At 53.1% G+C, this 19,186-nt stretch carries 19 protein-coding genes; 11 read left to right on the top strand and 8 right to left on the bottom strand.

Annotated elements, in window-relative coordinates; genetic code table 11:
• Positions 1-3 precede the first annotated feature (3 nt).
• From ACAW74_RS09975 to ACAW74_RS09960, 4 genes are all read right to left on the bottom strand, one after another.
• Positions 4-393: a type II toxin-antitoxin system VapC family toxin gene (locus ACAW74_RS09975; protein WP_370698049.1), complete on the bottom strand. Its 390-nt coding sequence runs from the start codon at positions 391-393 to the stop codon at positions 4-6.
• On the bottom strand, positions 387-611 hold the full coding sequence (locus ACAW74_RS09970) for a hypothetical protein (RefSeq protein ID WP_370698048.1): 225 nt from the start codon (positions 609-611) through the stop codon (positions 387-389). The genes ACAW74_RS09975 and ACAW74_RS09970 overlap by 7 nt, the downstream gene beginning before the upstream one ends.
• A gap of 84 nt (positions 612-695) precedes the next feature.
• Entirely contained in the window at positions 696-1,625 is a 930-nt protein-coding gene (locus ACAW74_RS09965) for a tryptophan 2,3-dioxygenase family protein (protein WP_370698047.1), read from the bottom strand.
• 44 nt (positions 1,626-1,669) lie between these two features.
• A complete protein-coding gene (locus ACAW74_RS09960; protein WP_370698046.1) occupies positions 1,670-3,349 on the bottom strand; it encodes a sodium:solute symporter family protein in 1,680 nt (559 codons plus the stop codon).
• 241 nt (positions 3,350-3,590) lie between these two features.
• On the opposite strand from ACAW74_RS09960, the gene ACAW74_RS09955 reads away from it, so the two are divergent.
• Positions 3,591-4,370, top strand: coding sequence for an SDR family NAD(P)-dependent oxidoreductase (locus tag ACAW74_RS09955; protein ID WP_370698045.1), 780 nt, complete (start codon positions 3,591-3,593; stop codon positions 4,368-4,370).
• Positions 4,371-4,434: 64 nt separating this feature from the next.
• On the opposite strand, the gene ACAW74_RS09950 is transcribed toward ACAW74_RS09955, so the two are convergent.
• Both ACAW74_RS09950 and selD read right to left on the bottom strand, forming a co-directional pair.
• Positions 4,435-5,217 carry an alpha/beta fold hydrolase gene (locus ACAW74_RS09950; RefSeq protein ID WP_370698044.1) on the bottom strand — a complete coding sequence of 261 codons (783 nt, stop codon included), beginning with the start codon at positions 5,215-5,217 and terminating at the stop codon, positions 4,435-4,437.
• A 101-nt stretch (positions 5,218-5,318) separates the two neighbouring features.
• Positions 5,319-6,374 (bottom strand): selenide, water dikinase SelD, encoded by a 1,056-nt coding sequence (gene selD / locus ACAW74_RS09945; RefSeq protein ID WP_370698043.1) that lies wholly within the window; start codon positions 6,372-6,374, stop codon positions 5,319-5,321.
• A 266-nt stretch (positions 6,375-6,640) separates the two neighbouring features.
• Between selD and ACAW74_RS09940 the strand changes: the two genes are divergently transcribed.
• Complete coding sequence (locus ACAW74_RS09940) at positions 6,641-10,033, top strand: TonB-dependent receptor (RefSeq protein WP_370698652.1); 3,393 nt, start codon at positions 6,641-6,643, stop codon at positions 10,031-10,033.
• Between the two features lie 52 nt (positions 10,034-10,085).
• On the opposite strand, the gene ACAW74_RS09935 is transcribed toward ACAW74_RS09940, so the two are convergent.
• Positions 10,086-11,057 (bottom strand): patatin-like phospholipase family protein, encoded by a 972-nt coding sequence (locus tag ACAW74_RS09935; protein ID WP_370698042.1) that lies wholly within the window; start codon positions 11,055-11,057, stop codon positions 10,086-10,088.
• Between the two features lie 217 nt (positions 11,058-11,274).
• On the opposite strand from ACAW74_RS09935, the gene ACAW74_RS09930 reads away from it, so the two are divergent.
• The 9 genes from ACAW74_RS09930 to ACAW74_RS09890 all read left to right on the top strand — a co-directional run bounded on the left by ACAW74_RS09930 (position 11,275) and on the right by ACAW74_RS09890 (position 18,478).
• Entirely contained in the window at positions 11,275-12,249 is a 975-nt protein-coding gene (locus ACAW74_RS09930; RefSeq protein WP_370698041.1) for a polyprenyl synthetase family protein, read from the top strand.
• Between the two features lie 20 nt (positions 12,250-12,269).
• Positions 12,270-12,632 (top strand): hypothetical protein, encoded by a 363-nt coding sequence (locus ACAW74_RS09925; RefSeq protein WP_370698040.1) that lies wholly within the window; start codon positions 12,270-12,272, stop codon positions 12,630-12,632.
• Between the two features lie 19 nt (positions 12,633-12,651).
• Positions 12,652-13,752 (top strand): F0F1 ATP synthase subunit A, encoded by a 1,101-nt coding sequence (atpB, locus tag ACAW74_RS09920; RefSeq protein WP_370698039.1) that lies wholly within the window; start codon positions 12,652-12,654, stop codon positions 13,750-13,752.
• A 50-nt stretch (positions 13,753-13,802) separates the two neighbouring features.
• Positions 13,803-14,060: an ATP synthase F0 subunit C gene (atpE, locus tag ACAW74_RS09915; RefSeq protein ID WP_015333580.1), complete on the top strand. Its 258-nt coding sequence runs from the start codon at positions 13,803-13,805 to the stop codon at positions 14,058-14,060.
• Positions 14,061-14,228: 168 nt separating this feature from the next.
• Positions 14,229-14,723, top strand: a complete 495-nt coding sequence (atpF, locus tag ACAW74_RS09910) for a F0F1 ATP synthase subunit B (protein WP_370698038.1) — start codon at positions 14,229-14,231, stop codon at positions 14,721-14,723.
• Between the two features lie 10 nt (positions 14,724-14,733).
• The gene (atpH, locus tag ACAW74_RS09905) at positions 14,734-15,273 is read left to right on the top strand and encodes an ATP synthase F1 subunit delta (RefSeq protein ID WP_370698037.1); all 540 of its coding nucleotides are present in this window, start codon (positions 14,734-14,736) and stop codon (positions 15,271-15,273) included.
• A gap of 109 nt (positions 15,274-15,382) precedes the next feature.
• On the top strand, positions 15,383-16,546 hold the full coding sequence (locus ACAW74_RS09900) for a pyridoxal phosphate-dependent aminotransferase (RefSeq protein ID WP_370698036.1): 1,164 nt from the start codon (positions 15,383-15,385) through the stop codon (positions 16,544-16,546).
• Between the two features lie 37 nt (positions 16,547-16,583).
• Complete coding sequence (locus tag ACAW74_RS09895) at positions 16,584-17,441, top strand: prephenate dehydrogenase (protein WP_370698035.1); 858 nt, start codon at positions 16,584-16,586, stop codon at positions 17,439-17,441.
• A gap of 164 nt (positions 17,442-17,605) precedes the next feature.
• Positions 17,606-18,478 (top strand): aldo/keto reductase, encoded by an 873-nt coding sequence (locus ACAW74_RS09890; RefSeq protein WP_370698034.1) that lies wholly within the window; start codon positions 17,606-17,608, stop codon positions 18,476-18,478.
• A gap of 96 nt (positions 18,479-18,574) precedes the next feature.
• On the opposite strand, the gene ACAW74_RS09885 is transcribed toward ACAW74_RS09890, so the two are convergent.
• Positions 18,575-19,027: a ferritin-like domain-containing protein gene (locus tag ACAW74_RS09885; protein WP_370698033.1), complete on the bottom strand. Its 453-nt coding sequence runs from the start codon at positions 19,025-19,027 to the stop codon at positions 18,575-18,577.
• Positions 19,028-19,186: the final 159 nt, after the last annotated feature.

The following is a 19,186-nucleotide window of genomic DNA, read 5'->3' as shown; positions in this document are numbered from 1 at the left end:
CGGTCATAGCCGGTTTGGATTAATCACACGTAGCCCTTTTATGCTACTGAAGTCCCGCTCGTTATCGGTAATCAACTGAAAACCGTTGACGAGCGCGGTAGCAGCTATAATCGCGTCAGGGGTTTTAATCCGATGCTTGCGCCGCAACCGAATGGTTTCTGCGACCACAGAAGGGGTTAGTTCAAACACCGTTGAATCGTCGATGTAGATAGTAATCTTCTCTCCCAATTCAGCGGCGGGCGGTTGCCATGTCAGCAACTCAATCTGTGTGATTACAGAAATGTTGCTCTCAATGGCAAACACGTTGTCCATAAACAGTAATCCGCTTTCAGGCATTCGCGCTTCGAGATACTGGCTAACGGCCGAACTATCAATCAGATAGCGATTTACCATTCGTTGCGAACTGTCTGTAAATGGGCATTCAGACTATTGGCAGCGGCCCCTTTCAAGCTACCCCGCAAGGATTGAATTCGGTTTTTCTTGGGAGACTCGTTTTCTAGTCTGTCGGCGGGCAGAATAATCAGTTGTACCCGCCGTGCCTCAAATCCTTCGGGCAGGGTGTAGTGCAGTTCTGGACCGTCAAGATCGATAATTTCACTGATTGCCTGCATATGATTAGGATTTACGAATCGGGAAGCTGCTCAAAAGTACGAATAGATAACGCAGAATGAGACCGATCCGTTGCTCATGGCTAGTCAACGCTTTCCCCATTGTTGCTGCTCGGTTTCGGTCCAGAGATTGGGGAAGAAGCGGCGTTGCTGCTGAACAGGCGGCAGGTACGTTTGCCAGTTGGTGCCGCCCGTAGCTTTGATCTGTTCCGGCTCCTTATGCAGGTACGTTACCGCCGACCGTAGATGCGCCAGTTTCCAGCGCACATTTACCCGATCGTCATAGTCGCGTAGTTGCGCTGTGAGCTTATCCAACGGTTGCCCGGTTGCCACCAGGCGCTGATAACATTGCCAGAGGTTGGCGGTTTGGGCATGCTGCGCCAGCCGAATCAGCGCGTCGCCGTATTCCTGCTCAAATTGCCGGAGCGTCAGCGTTTTCTGGTTGGTAGCCAGTTCGGTAGCTCCCTGTTTCCAGTATAACCAATCGTACTGCGCAGCGATCGGGGCGTCGGGTGGGAGCGGGTGGTTTGGAGCCAGCAGGTTCACGAAATCCGTAGACAGAATTTCGATCTGTCGAAACTGCACCGACTGAAAGCCGCTCGACGGGAGCAGGGCCATACGAAATTTCAAAAACTGCTCACGATCCATGCCTTCGATCATGACCGCAAACGATCGTTCGAGAATATCGAAGTACCGGTTGACGCGCACCATGCGCTGCTCGAAAAAGTCGGGCGTCAGCGCCGGGTGGTCGATGATCTGCCGGACCTCGTGCTGAACGAGCTTGAAATACAGCTCGGTGATCTGATGATAGGTGATGAAAATCAGCTCGTCGGGGTAGGCGGTGCGGGGGTGTTGCAACGACAGCAACGTGTCGAGGTGCACATAATCCCAATACGTCAGGTAGTCGGCCTGAAGTAACCCGTCGAGATACGAGGCCATATCCTGCCCCATGGCGGCATATTTCTGCTCGAGCCGTTTGAGTTTGTCGCTTAAATCCGTTGATGAAGTGGTATGCATACGCTTATGAATCGGACTGTTCTTAAAGCATTCGAACAAAACAATCAGGAGCGGGCAGGCAGCTTCGCCAGGGCCCAGGCCAGGAACACTACCAGCAGACAACCCAGCACGTTGAGCCAGAGGAACGCGATCAGGTCGAACCAGTAGAACGCCACCACCACGGCCTCGGCAATCACGGCCGCCCAGAATGTGGCGCGCCCGCCTACCGATTTAACGTAGAAAGCGACGCAGAAAACGCCCAGAATGACGCCGTAAAATAATGAGCCGAGAATATTGACGGCCTCGATCATGCTGCCCAGTCGGTTGGCAAATTGCGCGACCACGATGCAAAACACACCCCAGCCAACGGTAATCCAGCGCGACAGGGCCACGTCGTCCAACGTACCCACGGGCCAGATGCGTTTGTACACGTCGACCACCGTGGTCGAGGCCAGTGAACTGTAGGCCGAGGCAATCGACCCCATCGACGCCACAAACATGACGGCGATGAGCAGGCCAATCAGGCCATGGGGCAGGTAGTCGAGCACAAAGCGCAGAAAGACGTAGTTGACCTCTTTCGTGTCGGCAGCCGGGTTATGTTGTTTAATCAGATCACCCACCTTGCTGTGCAGATCGGCAATGGCTTTGTCGGTCGTTTTCAGCTTCGCCCCCGCTTTGTCGGTCTGCGCATCGTCGTCGCCTTGCAGGGCGGTGTGCAGGGCTTCTACATCGGTGCGCCGCTGAATGGTGAGCGCCTCATGCTGCGTTTCGAGTTGTTGGAACGTACCTGCCAGCGGACTGTTCCGCAGGGCGTCGGCTTCCTGTTTGTTGAAAAAGATAGGCGAGGCGTTGTATTGGTAAAAGACAAACACCAGTACTCCCACCAGCACGATCAGGAACTGCATGGGCACTTTCAGCAGCCCGTTCATCAGCAGGCCCATTCGGCTTTGCGCCACCGTATCGCCAGTGAGATAGCGCCCCACCTGCGACTGGTCCGTCCCGAAATACGATAGTTGCAGGAAGAACCCGCCGATCAGCCCCGACCAGATGTTGTAGCGGTTCTGAATGTCGAATTTGGTGTCGATGAGGTTCATCCGGCCTGCTTTGCCGGCGACGTGCAGGGCTTCGCTGAGACCCACCGAATCGGGGAGAAGCCTGACCGTGAGCCAGCCCGCCAGTCCCATCGCCACCGTCACGATGAGCATCTGGGTCAGGTGCGTGTGCGAGATGGCTTTGGTGCCACCCGTGACTGTGTAGAGCAGTACCAGCCCGCCCATGATGGTGTTGGTCCAGTAGATGTTCCAGCCTAGAATCGTCGACAGGATAATCGACGGAGCGTAGATGGAGAGTCCTGTCGACAGCCCTCGTTGCAGCAAAAACAGCCCCGCCGTGAGCGAACGTACCCGGCCATCGAAGCGGTTTTCAAGAAATTCGTAGGCGGTATAAACCTTTAATCGGTGAAAAATAGGCACGAACGTGACCGATAACACGATCATCGCCAGCGGCAGCCCGAAGTAAAACTGTACGAACCGCATGCCATCGGAAAAGCCTTGTCCGGGCGCCGACAGAAAGGTGATGGCACTTGCCTGCGTGGCCATCACCGACAGCCCGACGTGATACCAGGGCAGCGATTGCCCGGCCAGCATATAATCGTCGAAGTTCTGTTTGCCCCAGCTCCGATACAGGCCATACACCACCAGTACGACCAACGTACCTGCCAGCACCCACCAGTCCAGCTCACTCATGAAAACCAGCGCATTAGGCCGTAGAACAGCACAATTTCGAGCAGCAACGCACCCAGCACGACGGCGTAGGCGCGGTTCCAGGAGCCAAAAAGCGGCGAGTCGGGGGTTTGAGGCATAGGGTGAGGGCTTAGGACAACGGGCATGGGGTGGGCAATCTTATGTCACGCCCCTTGTTCCAGGCCCTTTGTTTTTACTACTATCTTTCGTCAAAACTACGAGTCTACAAAACCAGAACAAACCAATGACATCCCCCCAACCTGAAAAGGCTATTTTCGACCTGACCAATAAAGTGGCCATCATCACCGGTGCCAGCAAAGGTATTGGCGAAGACATCGCCCGTATGTACGCCAAATTTGGTGCCAAAGTGGTCGTGAGCAGCCGCAAGCAGGAGGCCTGCGATGCCCTCGCCGCCGAGATCAACGCCGACGGGGGCGAGGCTACCGGCATTGCGGCGCACGTGGGTGATATGGCACAGCTGCAACAGCTTGTCGACAAAACGCTGGCAACCTATGGCGGGGTGGATATTCTGGTAAATAACGCGGCCTCGAACCCTGTATTCGGGCCATCGCTGGAGGCCGATGGCGGCGCTTTCGACAAAATCATGCAGGCCAACGTAAAAGCACCTTTCGAGTTGAGCAAACTCGTGTATCCCAGCATGAAGGAGCGGGGCGGCGGTAGCATCATCATGATGAGCAGCATCGCCGGCCACACACCCGACCCGGGCCTGGGCCTCTACAGCGTGAGCAAAGCGGCGATGAACATGCTCACGAAAGTGCTGGCGAAGGAATGGGGTCCCGATGGTATCCGCGTCAATGCCATCTGCCCCGGCCTCATCAAAACCAAATTCAGTCAGGCCCTGTGGCAGGACGAGAAAATCCTGGCGCACTTCACCAAACGCCTCCCGATTGCCCGCATGGGCACTACCGACGAAATCAGTCCAATGGCCCTGTTCTTGGCGTCGTCAGCCTCCTCATACTGCACCGGCAGCCTCTTCTACGCCGACGGCGGAACGGTGATCTGAATGAATAATGAATGATGCACAATGTACAATGACTTCGTAGCTTGATGGCATTGTGCATCATTCATTATTCATTCAAAAAGCCCATCAGCGCGTCGACGAAGGCGGCGGGTTGTTCGGCCTGCACCCAATGGCCCGCGTCTGGTATGCTGATAAGCTGGGCGTTGGGGAAAAGGCGCAGAATGGCGGGCCAATCGCTGTCAAGGATATAAGGCGACCGTTCACCACGGATAAACAGCGTTGGGGCCGTAACAGCATGCGTGTCAGTCAGTTCTTCGCCCACGCCGTGAATCTCCCGGCTGATAACCGGCAAGTTGAGCCGCCACGCAAACTGCGACGTGCCGTTGACCGTTTCGCGATACAGGTTCTTGAGCAAGAATTGCCGCACCGTTGGCGATGGCTCGTAGGCGCTCAATATGTCGTCGGCTTCATTGCGAGTGCGGATGGCGGTCAGGTCGATCGCCGCCAGACCGCGCAAAATGTCGCTGTGGTGTACGGGGTAAAATTTGGGTGCAATATCCACAACAACCAGCGCCCGGAACGTACCCGGATACCGCATGACATACTGCATCATGGTTTTGCCACCCATCGAATGCCCCACCAGAATGGGGTTATCCAGCTTCAGGTCCTGAATCAGTTCGTGGATGTCGTCGGCCAGGTACGTATACGAAAAGTCATCGCTGCGGGGCGATTGGCCGTGGTTGCGCTGATCGGGCAGAATGACGCGGTAGCCCCGCTCGGCAATGGTTTTGCTGATCGTCAGCCAGTTATCCGACGAGCCAAAAATGCCGTGGACGATGAGAAGAGGGGTAGCGGATGGGTCGCCCACCTCACGGTAATAAAGCTTCATGATAGTTTCGAACGCAAAGGCGCAAAGGGATCGCGAAGAACGCAATGTATCTGAAAAACTTTGCGCTCTTTGCGATCCCTTTGCGCCTTTGCGTTCACCGTTTAGTTCACATACACGACTTTGTCCCGCTTTGTTACCAGCTCCCCGAATGATTGCAGCGTAAAACCGTTCTCGGCTGCTACGCGCTCAAATTCGGTTGTGCTGTTGGGATCAACGGCGATCAGCAGCCCGCCCGACGTTTGTGGGTCGGCCAGCACGAAGCGTTGCTGATCGGTCAGGTCGGCAATTTTGTGGCCATAGCTGTCCCAGTTTCGGTGCGTACCGCCGGGAATGCTATTCTGCGCCAGGTACGTGTCGATAACGGCCAGTCTGGGTACGTCGTCGAAGGCGACCGTAGCGCTCAACCCACTTCCCTCGGCCATCTCGACCAGGTGCCCCAGCAGGCCAAAACCTGTCACATCGGTGAGGGCTTTCACGTAGGGCAACGTACCCAGCACGGCCCCAAACGAATTGAGTTGAGCCATTTGGCGAGGAGCCAGATCGGCATGTTCGGGTTGAAGAATCCCTTTTTTCTGAGCCGTCGTCAGGATACCCACGCCCAGTGGCTTGGTCAGATAGAGGCGGCAGCCTTCAGTGGCCGTATTGTTCTGCTTCAGCTGATCGATTCGCACCCGACCCGTTACGGCCAGCCCGAATACCGGTTCGGGGCAATCGATACTGTGCCCACCAGCCAGCGGAATACCCGCTTCGGCGCAAATTGCCCGGCTGCCTGCAATCACCTGCCCGGCTATTTCGGGAGCTAGTTTGTCAATGGGCCAGCCGAGAATAGCAATAGCCATAATCGGCTGCCCGCCCATGGCATACACATCGCTGATCGCATTGGCTGAGGCGATACGCCCGAAATCGAACGCATCGTCAACAATCGGCATAAAAAAATCGGTGGTGCTGATGATGGCGTCCCCGTTGCCAATATCCATCACGGCGGCATCGTCGCGGGCGTCGTTACCCACCAGCAGCGTGCTAAAAGCCTGATTGTGGGAAGCTGGCCCCGCTGTCTGAGCGTGTAGAATTCGGTCGAGCACTTTGGGGGCAATTTTACAGCCACAGCCCGCGCCATGGCTATACTGGGTTAGTCGTATTGGATGAGTTGTCGTCATAAACTAGCGTTGGGCTCCTGGCTGAGCAAAAGCGGGTCAGGAGAGGTTTTGGGTACTTAACAAAAACATAACAATGGCCAACCTGCCTGATTGGAAGAGGAATATGGAATTTTTAAAGAAAATAGCCGTATGCTAACACTTTTATATGACTTTTTGGAGAATCGCCACTTGGCGGTCCCGAAAAGTTGTGTGACATTTGTATTGGAAACAACCTAGTGTCCAGTTGTATGGACCAGACTGCATTAACAATCAAACCAAACACTTCTATGTTTAAAAAGCTACTGCACTTCCGGGCAGCCTTCTTACTGCTTGGCAGTATGTTGTTGTCTGTGGGTTTCGGCAGTGAAGCCCTAGCACAGGTAACCAGCGGTGCCATCAATGGTATCGTAACCGATGCGAAGGGAGAGGGTCTTCCGGGCGCAACTGTTGTCGCGGTTCATGAACCTTCAGGAACGCGCTACGGTATAACGACGAATGCTTCAGGTCGCTACACGTTGCCAACCGTACGTGTTGGTGGGCCATATACCATTACGGCTACGTTTGTAGGTTATCAGGAGCAGAAACTGTCTGATATTGCTGTAAACCTCGGTACGGCAACCAATGCCAATTTCCGATTAGCAGATGTAAGCACTAGCTTAAATGAAGTGGTAATCACCACCAACCGCTCTGATATCTTCAGCTCAGACCGTACGGGGGCTGCTTCTTCATTTGGTCGTGAAACCATCAACACGACTCCCACAATCGGTCGGACGATTAATGACATTACCAAATACAATCCGTATGGTAATGGACAGTCATTTGCTGGTCAGGATAGCCGTTTCAACAACATCACCATTGATGGTGCCGTATTCAACAACGGCTTTGGCCTAGGCTCATCAGCATCTGCGGGTGGTCGTACGGGTACAACGGCCGTATCGCTCGATGCCTTGGATCAGGTACAGGTTAACGTTGCTCCTTACGATGTTCGTCAGTCAGGCTTTACTGGAGCCGGTATTAACGCTGTAACCCGTTCAGGTACGAACGAATTTTCGGGGTCTGCTTACACCCTGTTCCGTTCTGATAAAATTGTCGGCAAAACGGTAGACGGCGTAACGATCACACCGGCTCCTAACTTGAGTGAAACAACGTATGGCTTCCGGTTGGGTGGCCCGATCATCAAAAATAAACTGTTCTTCTTCGTCAATGGTGAGCAATTCACTAGCAGCACACCTGCCTTGACGTTTTCACTGAACAGAGGAACAGCTGGTAGCAACGTCTCTCGTCTGACGCTGGAACAAGCTAATGACCTGACACAGTTTATGCAAACAAACTTCAACCGGACATTGGGGCCATTCGATGGTTTCAATAACCAGGTTAAGAGTTTAAAGGGGTTGGCGCGTATCGATTATAACATCAATGACAATCACAAATTGTCAGTACGTTACTCGCACCACGATTCACAGTCGGATCAAATCATCAGCAACAGTAGTAGCAGTAACACGGCTGGTAACGGCAACCGGACTAACCTGCGCGATGCCTTATCGCCTGAAAGTTCTGGCTATATCATTGCCGATAACACACGTTCTATTGCGGCGGAATTGACGTCGACGTTTAGCAATAAAATGTCGAATGATCTGATCGTTACATACAACAAGCAGATTGAAGACAGAACGTACAAGACTGGGTTGTTCCCAACGATCGATATTCTGAATGGTGTTGGTGGCAGCACGTTGACCTCGATTGGTTTTGATCCGTTTACCCCCAACAACAAGCTGAATTACTCGACCTTTAATATTACCGACAATTTCAGCTACTATGCGGGTAAGCATACGGTGACAGCTGGCCTGGTTTACGAACACTTCACGTCGAACAACGTGTTCTTCCCGGCATCAAACGGTGTGTATGTCTACAACTCGATTGCTGATTTCCAAACAGCTGCGTTGGCGTCAATCACGAATCCAAACAGCACAACTTCACCTGTGGTAGTTCCACGTTATAACCTGCGTTATTCGTTGGTTGATGGAGGGGCTGAGCCACTGCAACGCCTGGATCGTGATCTGTATAGTGCCTACATCCAGGATGAATTTCAGGTAGCGCCGAATTTCAAACTGACACTTGGCTTACGTGGCGACGTATTTGCTTATGATGATTCAAATGCCGCTTCGTTCAATAACCAACGGGTAGCGGATCTCACATTCCGTGATGAAAATGGCAATCCGTACAGAATCACGACAGGATCGTTCCCCAAGCCGCGTTTGCTGCTTTCTCCCCGTGTTGGATTTAACTGGGATGTAAAAGGCGATAAGACAACACAAATTCGGGGTGGTACTGGCTTCTTTGTATCGCGTATTCCAGAGGTATTGATCTCTAACCAGTTAGGTAACAATGGTATCAACACGGCTGTCTTTAACTTGATTGATCAACGGGTTCCTTTCGTGACTGACCCTAGCAAGCTACCTGCTGGTATTTTGCCTGATCGGCAAGACCCCTCTAAGCTGACAGGTTATACCATTAACGCTTCAGATCAGGAACTCAAATACCCGCAGATATGGAAAACAAACATCGCTGTCGATCAGCGTTTGCCCCTGGGCTTAATTGGTACGGTTGAGTTTATCTACAACAAAACGTTGAATGGTCTGCGGTATATCGATGCCAACCTGGCTGCCCCGACCAGTACATTAACTGGTGCCGACAATCGCCCACGTTTTCCTGCTTCAGGTTTGTCAGGTTCAGCAGCTACCAATGCTCGTTTCATCAACCCGACGATTGGTAATGCATTTGTGTTGAAAAATACGAATCAAGGTAACTCATATATCGCAACGGTTAAGTTGGAAAAACCCGCTACTCGTGGCTTTGGTGGGTTTATTTCCTACACATATGGTGAAGCGCGCGACATCGCCTTTGTCGGTAGCACCGTGCAAGCTAACGTTCCTACGGTAGTGGGTCAGAACTATCTGCCCCTGACGTATTCGGATAACGACCTGCGTCACCGGATTGTAGGCTTCCTGAACTATCGGTTGAACTACGGTGGGAAAATCGGTGGTTCCTCAACGTTCTCACTGGGCTTAGTATCGAACAGTGGTTCGAAGATATCATACACCTATGCTCAGGATGTAAACGGCGATGGCCAGACCAACCAAGATCTGATTTTTGTACCCAACCGGGCATCGGATCTGACATTCCTGCCGCTGGTAGTTAATACGCCAGCAGCAGGGACTACACCTGCCTCATCAGTTACCTACTCGCCTGCTCAGCAACAGGCAGCTTTTGATGCATACATCGACGGCAACGACTACCTGAAGACACGGCGGGGGCAATACGCTGAGCGCAATGGTGGTGCGTTCCCTTGGTTAACTCGGGTTGACTTCACGTTCATCCAAGAGTTTTACATAGCTGTAGGGCAGAAGAATAAAAGAAATACACTTCAACTGCGTGCAGACGTTTTAAACGTTGGCAATTTCTTCAATGATAAATGGGGGGTAGGCAACGTGACGACGACGTTTAACCCGCTTGCCGCTACTGTGAACTCGAACGGTACGCTATCATACCGCTTGGCAACTCAGTCGATCACCGAGGGAAATGCGCAGAGAACAATCTTACTGCGTGATTCATTTACACCGAACTCGTCGCTGAACGCGGTGTGGCAGGCGCAATTTGGTGTGCGTTACATCTTCAACTAAGGCGTAACCAACGTACCTGCAAAAATCCCCGGCCAATTGGTCGGGGATTTTTTTATGCCTTGGCGGGCTGCTTCAACACCGCCGTAGCGGCTTCGTAGCCCTGCACAATGAGCTTGCTAATGTCGTTGGAGTCGAACTGCTGGAGATTCAGCGTCAGCGGCACGGTTGGGCGGATGACGGTGAGGCTGAACGAATGGCCCCGCAGTTTTTCCCGCTCCACAAAGCGTTCAGCCCAGGCAATGTCGTTGTTGACGATCTGATTGACGGTGATGTCTTTCACCCGTTCCATCAGGCTGAGCAGATTGCGGTAGTTGAACGCTTCGTTAAACACCCGCTTCGCATGGCAGGCAATGCACACGATCTCGGTGGCACCGTCGTCGATGGCTTCCCGTACGGGCGCCACTTCGCGCAGACCGCCGTCGAGAAACGCTTTACGATGGTCACCACCGATCTGTACGGCCGGCATCAGAAAGGGAAGCGAACTGCTGGCGAAGACATACTCCAGAAAGTGCTCATCGCTGGGGTCTACATAGACCATGTCGCCTTCAATGATGTTCACGGCCCCCACTTTCAATTTGATCGGCCCCTGCCGCAAAACAGCCACATCGACATGTTGCCGAATCAGGTTCTGGAGCGGTGTATTATCGAGATACCCATCGAACCGACTCATCAGTGTGTTGTAGCCCGTCAGGAAACGCGATCGGATCACGGCAACATCATCGGGCTTTGTAATGTTACGTACCCAGAACTCCAGTAGTGCCCGGCCCGCTTTAGGCCAATCGATCTGACCCGTTTGGGCAAACTGCCGGTTAGCTTCGTGAGTCAGGAAGGTGGCGTTCAGGCTACCTACCGAGATACCGTAGATTGACTCAGGTTTGAACCCCTTTTCCAATACGGCCAGAATGGCGCCGCATTGAAAGGCACCTTTCAGCGAGCCGCCCCCGAGTACGAGGGTTCGGCCACAGGAAGTAGGTAGGGGAGATGAGTGAACTTCGGCGGCAGGAATGGTCGGTTGGTCAAGCATTGCGTTTGGTATTAGTACATAAGGAATTGGTACGGCCTACGCTATACCCGGATGGCCGTTTTGTGACGTAACCCAAAACCACAAAATGACCCGTCACAAACCAGTTCAAGATTGCAATTTTTACGTACAGTTCATCATTTCATGGCTACTTTTGCCGCGTTTACACGATTGCTCCCGCCTGCTAAGACGCGGCAACGCGCCCCGATAACGTATCCGAATGGCTCTTTCTATTGCTGACATACAGGCTCCCATTGCTGCCGAAATGGACCGTTTCGAGCAAACATTCAAAGACCTGATGAAAAGCGATGTAATGCTGCTCGATCAGATCATGACGTACATCGTGCGGCGAAAAGGCAAACAACTCCGTCCCATGTTTGTCTTCCTGACGGCGGGGGTGTGCGGGCAGATCAATGACTCGACCTACCGGGGGGCCGCGCTCATCGAACTCCTGCATACCGCTTCACTCGTGCACGACGACGTAGTCGACGATTCGAACTACCGACGCGGCTTCTTCTCGGTAAACGCCCTTTGGAAAAACAAAATTGCGGTACTCGTCGGCGATTATTTGCTGTCGAGGGGCCTGTTGCTATCGGTCGACAACCACGACTTTGAACTGTTGGGCATTGCGTCGAAAGCGGTCCGCGATCTGTCGGAGGGTGAGCTGTTGCAGATTGAGAAAGCGCGCCGCCTCGACATTACCGAGGATGTCTATTACGAGATTATTCGGCAGAAAACGGCATCGCTCATCTCGGCCTGTTGCGCGATGGGCGCCCGGTCGGCCAATGCGCCGGCCGACGTATTGGGAACAGCCCGGCTTTTTGGCGAAAAGGTCGGCATCGCCTTTCAGATCAAAGATGACCTTTTCGATTACGGAACCGCCGAAGTCGGTAAACCGCTGGGTATTGACATCAAAGAGAAGAAAATGACGCTGCCACTGATTTACGCGCTGAGTCAGGCGGGATCAGGCGAGAAACGACGCATTATCAATACCATCAAAAACCACAGCGACGAGCCCAAACGGGTCAATGAGGTGATCAGCTTTGTGAAGCAGTCGGGTGGTCTCGACTACGCCACGCGGGCCATGGAAGACTACGTTCGGCAGGCCCAAACGTTGCTGCATACGCTTCCTTCTTCGACCTACCGCGATTCACTGGATGGTTTGATTCAATACACTATCGAGCGAAGCAAGTAGAGACGGAATTCTACAGAACCATGCGTTTCTCAATCATACTCACGGCTCTTCTTGGAATTGTATTTTTTGTAGCCAAACAATATTTCAACGCGGCCTGGGTACATCCCTACTGGACGTACCTGCTGCTTTTTTATGTGGCTATATCGGCGTTATTGCACCGACTCATGTCGTTTGTAAAAGACCCTAAATCAGCGCAATTCACCTCATTTTATATGTCGTTCATTGCAGCTAAGCTCATTTTGAGCTTATCGTTCATGGGCGTGCTGCTTTATTACGGCGTACCGGATCGCCGGACCTTCGTGATTACCTTTCTTGTACTGTATTTAGTTTATACGAGCTTTGAAATCTACGGCCTTACGCGTAAATTGCGGCGCGATTCGTAGAAACGCCTACTTATTTCATATGATGTGCTCGTCAATTAATAAATTGGTTTTAGCCTTCGCGCTGATCATCAGTACGGTAGCTGGTGCCTTCGCGCAGGAACACACCCTCGACGGTCAGGAGACTCACGAAGAACAGAAAAAAGGGTTCAACGTCGGTGAAATGATCACCCACCACATCAGCGATGATCGCGGCTGGGAGTTTGCGCATGGCGTTACGTTGCCGTTGCCGGTTATTCTGTATTCAGCCGATCGTGGCCTGGAAGTGTTCTCGTCGTCGCGCCTGAACCACGGGGCTGTCTACAACGGCTACAAATCAGAGCACGGCCATATTCACCGCGTCGATGAAGCGGGCAAACCCGTTGAAGAAGCCCACGTTCGTGATTTCTCGATCACTAAAAACGTGGCCTCGTTGCTGCTGAGCGCCATTATCCTGCTGGTGGTATTTACCTCGATTGCCGGTGCCTATGGTAAAAATAAGGGCAAAGCACCGAAAGGTCTGCAATCGTTCCTGGAGCCGATCGTCGTGTTTGTGCGTGACGAAATCGCCAAACCGAACCTCGGTCCCAAATACGAAAAATACCTGCCTTATCTGCTGACGTTGTTCTTCTTCATCCTCGTCAACAACCTGCTTGGCCTGCTGCCGGGCGGTGCCAACCTCACGGGTAACATCGCCGTAACGCTGGTGCTGGCGGTTATCACCTTCCTAGTCACCAACTTCAGCGGCAACAAACACTATTGGTTGCACCTGGTGAAACCGACGGGCGTACCGGTTGCGCTGCTGCCCATCATGATTCCGGTCGAAATTGTCGGTCTGTTCATGAAACCGCTGTCGCTGATGATCCGGTTGTTTGCCAACATCACGGCAGGTCACATCATCATCCTGAGCCTGCTGTCGCTGATCTTCATTGCGGGTCAGGCAGGTGCTGGTACGGGTTGGGGCGTCAGCGCCATCGTGGTGCCGTTTACTCTCTTCATGAACCTGATCGAATTGCTGGTAGCGTTCCTACAGGCGTTCATCTTCACGCTGCTCACGTCGATGTATATCGGCAGCGCGATCGAAGATCACCACGAAGCCGATCATGGCATTGGCTACGAAGGTCCCGGCGAAGAGATCGGTTAATCAATCTTGCATTCTTTTGTTTTCTTTTTCACATATAAATCTGTTTTAAGATGTTAGCGTATCTGCTCTCAATCTTGTTGGAAGTTGCTGGTAACGTAGGTGTCATGGGTGCCGCTGTTGGCGCTGGCCTGGCTGCTATCGGTGCTGGTCTGGGTATCGGTCGTATCGGTGGTAGCGCGATGGAGGGCATTGCCCGTCAGCCCGAAGCCGCTGGTCGTATCCAAACCGCCATGCTGATCATCGCCGCCCTCATCGAGGCCGTGGCCCTGTTCGCTGCCGTTATCTGTCTGCTGGTTGCCCTGGGTTAATCAGTCACTGTCGACACGTACCCCGCCAACGCAGTAGGCAATGGCACACGGGGTGCACCGCATTCGGAAACGTACCTGATCATTGGGGTTGCCGTGGTCAGGTACGTTCCATCAAAAACAAAAGAAGACGTACCGTTTTATACATCATTTTATCGTTCATAACTGACTATGGAACTGCTCACCCCCGATCTTGGCCTATTGTTCTGGCAGGTGGTCATCTTTGGCGCTTTGTTTTTCCTGCTGAGCAAATTTGCCTGGAAGCCCATCACGCAGAGCCTGAAAGAGCGTGAAGACAACATTCAGGGCGCGCTTGATCTGGCCGAGAAAACGCGCGGCGAAATGGCCAAGCTGAAAGCCGAAAACGAACAGATTCTGGCGCAGGCCCGCATCGAGCGTGACACGATCCTGCGTGGTGCCAAAGAAACCGCCGACAAAATGGTGGCTGATGCCCGCGATAAAGCGGCCGTGGAAGGACAGCGGATGCTGGAACAGGCCCGCGAAGCCATGCAGAATGAGCGGCAGGCTTTGGTATCGTCTATGAAAAAAGAAGTGGTGAATCTGTCGATTGAAGTGGCCGAGAAAGTGCTCCGCCGCGAACTGACCGACAAATCATCACAGGAGAAACTGGTTCAGGATCTGGTGGCTTCGTCACGCTTAAACTAAGCACGAAATCATGGCCGTAGGAACCGTTGCTACCCGCTATGCCAAGTCGTTGATCGACCTGGCGCAGGAGAAAGGAATTGTACAGGAGTTGTCGGGCGACATGCAGTTCTTTCAGAAGACACTGGCCGAAAACCGGCAGTTGGGTGTGTTGCTGAAGAACCCTATCGTGCGCAACGCGAAGAAATGGAGCATCATCAACGCGGTATTTGGCAGTCGGCTGAATCCCATGACGCTGTCCTTCTTTCAGATTGTGGCGCAGAAAGGCCGCGATAACATTCTCGAAGATATTGCCGTTGCATTTAATCAGCAGGTCGACGTAATGAAGGGTGTTGAGCGGGCCACGGTGATCACCACCACCCCGCTGACCGATGAACTGCGCACCCAGCTAAAGGCGAAAGTACAGTCGCTCACGAATGCGAAACTGGTTGAGCTGGAAGAAAAAATCGACCCGAAACTGATCGGCGGCTACGTATTGCGCGTCGGTGATCAGCAAGTCGATGCGTCGATCAAGAACCAACTGAACGAGCTTCGGCTGAAGTTTTTGAACTAAGCACAAATAGGTTCAACGTTTAAGGTCTAACGTTTAAGGTTGGCTGGCGCCCGGGTAAAGCGCGTCAGCAACGTTGAACGTTAGACCTTAAACGTTGAACCATTTTTTTATGATTATCCCTCTCGCCCACCGGGCCAATCAGGCACAGGAGTATTACTTTTCCATCAAACTGGCCGAAGTGCGAAAGCTACAGGCGGCGGGTCATGATGTCATCAATATGGGCATCGGAAATCCCGACATGATGCCGTCTGATGCCACGTTGAAAGCCCTCACGCAATCGGCCTATCAGCCGGGTGCGCACGGCTATCAGTCGTATAAAGGGATTCCGGCCCTGCGGCAGTCGATTGCCGGGTTTTATCAACGTACCTACGGCGTTACGCTTGACCCGGAGACCGAACTGCTACCGCTGATTGGCTCGAAGGAAGGCATTACGCACCTGTCGCTGACGTTCCTGAACGAGGGCGATGAAGTGCTGGTGCCCGAACTGGGTTATCCGGCTTATCGGGCGGTGAGTCAGATGGTGGGCGCGAAGGTGCTCGAATACGTGCTTCAGGAGGATAACAACTGGCAACCAGACTGGGCGCAACTGGCCGATCTGGTTACTGAACGTACCCGGATTGTCTGGCTCAATTACCCGCACATGCCCACGGGCGCGCCAGCTACCAAAGCGCTGTTCGAGCGTGCCGTTCGGTTTGCGCACGACCACCGGGTGCTGCTTTGCCACGACAATCCCTACAGCCTGATTCTGAATAAGAAAGCGCCCATCAGCCTGCTGTCGGTCGATGGAGCGAAAGACGTGGCCGTCGAACTCAACTCAATGAGCAAATCGCATAATATGGCGGGCTGGCGAATTGGTTGGCTGGCGGCGGCTAAGTCCTATATCGATTCTGTACTGACCATTAAAAGCAACGTCGATTCGGGTATGTTTCTGGCGCTACAGACGGCAGCAGCAACGGCGCTGGCTAACACCGACGAGTGGCATGCTGAGCGAAATGCCGTTTACGAAGGGCGTCTTGAAGCCGCCTACGCCTTTCTGGATGCACTTCAATGCACCTACGCCCGCGATCAGGAAGGCCTGTTTTTGTGGGCGAAACTGCCCGAACACATTCAATCGGCCGACGCGCTGGTTGATGATCTGCTCTATAACAAACACGTCTTCATTGCGCCGGGCTTTATCTTTGGCCCCAAAGGCGAACGCTACATTCGCGTATCGCTCTGCATGCCGAAAGAGCGCATCTGGGAGGCCGTAAGCCGGCTGACAACTAACGCTTGATCCGCCACGTACCATCAAACGTCAGACGTTACACAACATGACTATCAGCATCATTGGTATTGGCTTGCTGGGCGGCTCGTTTGCGCTCGCTGTCCGGGAAAAATACCCCAAAGCCACGTTTGTGGGCGTCGATGCGTCGGCCGTGCACGGGCAACTGGCACTGGCGAAAGGCATTGTCGATACGATCCTGCCGCTAGACGAAGCCCTCGCCCAAAGTACGCTGGTGGTGCTGGCCACGCCGGTCAATACCATTCTGTCGTTGTTGCCGACGGTGTTGGATCAACTGCCCACTGGGGCGACGGTTCTTGACCTGGGCTCAACCAAAGAAAGCATTTGTGCGCTGGCCGACGCGCACGCCAAACGCCCACAGTTTGTGGCCGCGCACCCGATGGCCGGTACCGAAAACTCGGGACCGGGCGCAGCGTTTAAAGAACTGCTGCCGGGTAAAAACCTGATCATCTGCGACCGCGAGAAAAGCCATCCTGACAGCCTGAAACTGGCCGAAGCGCTGTTTTCTGACATCGGGATGAAGCTCTTCTACATGACCCCACAGGAGCACGACCTGCATCTGGCCTATGTATCGCATCTGAGCCACGTGAGTGCCTTTGCGCTGGGCCTGACGGTGCTGGAAAAAGAGAAAGACGAGCAGGCCATCTTCGATATGGCGAGCACAGGTTTTGGGAGTACTGTACGGCTGGCGAAAAGCTCGCCACAGATGTGGGCGCCTATCTTCGATCAGAACCGCGATAACGTCTCGCAGGCGCTGGCCGATTATATCGACCTGTTGCAACGGTTCAAGGCCCTGATCGACGACCGCGACGTACCGGCCTCGCTTGATTTCATGGCCCGCGCCAACGTCATCCGCCGTGTGCTGGAAGGAATCGAGAAACGGTAGTACAATCAGACCCATAAGGTTTTTGAAACCTGATAGGTCTAGCTTTAGGTACGTACCTGAGCAAAGAAAAAACGGTTTGCACCAAACAGTTGCTGGCAAGGTTTAGTAGAAGGATAGGAGACAGGCACTGACTGCCTCAATTCATTTTTCAACAAGTATTACCCATGCAGTCAACAACAGAAAAACCGGCCGTCGCGTCGGGAACGATTACACTTGGCGGTGATTTGACCGTCAACCGGATGGGCTATGGCGCCATGCGCATTACCGGTGAAGGGATCTGGGGACCACCCAAAGACCGCGACGAAGCCCTGCGCGTGCTGAAACGCTGCCTCGACCTCGGCATTAATTTTATTGACACCGCCGACAGCTACGGTCCATTTGTATCGGAAGAGCTGATTGCCGAAGCGCTACATCCCTATGCCAGCGATCTGGTGATTGGTACAAAAGGGGCGTTGCTACGTACCGGGCCAAATCAGTGGCCTGTCGATGGTAGTCGTAAGCACCTGGAAGAAGCCTTGAATGGCAGCCTGAAACGGCTGAAACTGGAGCAGATTCAGTTATACCAACTCCACCGCTTCGACGATAAAGTACCGTCTGAAGAATACCTTGGCTTTTTGAAAGAAGCGCAGCAGCAGGGCAAGATCAAGCATATTGGTCTCTCGGAAGTGACCGTTGATCAGATCAAAGAAGCCCAGCAGTATTTCGAAGTGGTGTCGGTACAGAATATGTACAGCTTCGGGCAACAGAAGTGGAATGACGTGCTGGCTTATTGCGAAGTGCAAAACATCGCCTTCATTCCCTGGTATCCGTTGGGTGGTGGCGATCTGGGTAACGCGGCCGCCATCAAACGCGTTGCCGAACGCCACGATGCTACCGAGCATCAGATTGCCCTGGCGTGGCTGCTGGCGGCGTCTCCCGTTATGCTACTGATTCCAGGTACGTCGTCGGTGAAGCACTTGGAAGAGAACACCGCCGCGGCCGAAATCAAACTGACCGACGAAGATTTGCAGGATATGCCTTTGCCAGGTGGCAAGTAAGCAATAGGAGATAAAGGATGAGCGGTGAGTTGGCCGACGCAAGAGTAACTCTTGAAGCGTCGGTCAATTCACCGCTCATCGTTTATCTCCTATTGCTTACTTCGTTTTCAGCGCGTCCATCTTCTCCCGGGCGGCTTTGAGCTGCGAGAGTTGGCTGGTCAGGTCTTCTTTGATGTAAGCAGGCAGCTTATCGTTTTCGATGGCGCTTTCGTAGGCTTCTACGGCGGCGTTCTCGCCAAACGTTACTGAACTCAGCACAGTGTCACGGTCTTTGCCGGTCAGGGCCGACTTAATGTCGATCCAGGCACGGTGAATTTTGCTGCTCACATCGGTCGTCGTAGCATCTGAAACGGCTGAACCGTCGATGCGAACGATGTGGTCGGCAAGCTGACTGCGGAAGTTCTGGCTTTGCACGATCATCTCGTTGAAAAGGTGATCGAGTTGGGTGTCTTCTGTGTCTTCGACCGCCTTCATATAGCCTTGAATCCGGTCGTTGTTGATTTTTACCAGTTCGTTGAGATCCTCAACAATATCCTCATTCTTAATCATGACTAACGTTGGTTGAATGGTTTAACAATCCGTATTTACAACTACAGCCATAAGTGAATGTTTGAAAGACTTTTTGAAAGCGAAGGCGCAACGGGAATCGCAAAGGCCGCGAAGTGTTCTTCTTTTTGTAAGAAGGAAATACTTCGCGGCCTTTGCGAT

The organism is Fibrella musci (genome assembly GCF_041321105.1).
Classification (GTDB): domain Bacteria; phylum Bacteroidota; class Bacteroidia; order Cytophagales; family Spirosomataceae; genus Fibrella; species Fibrella musci.
The sequence above is the reverse complement of the archived record's forward strand: the minus strand, read 5'-3'. Positions and strand labels throughout refer to the sequence as shown.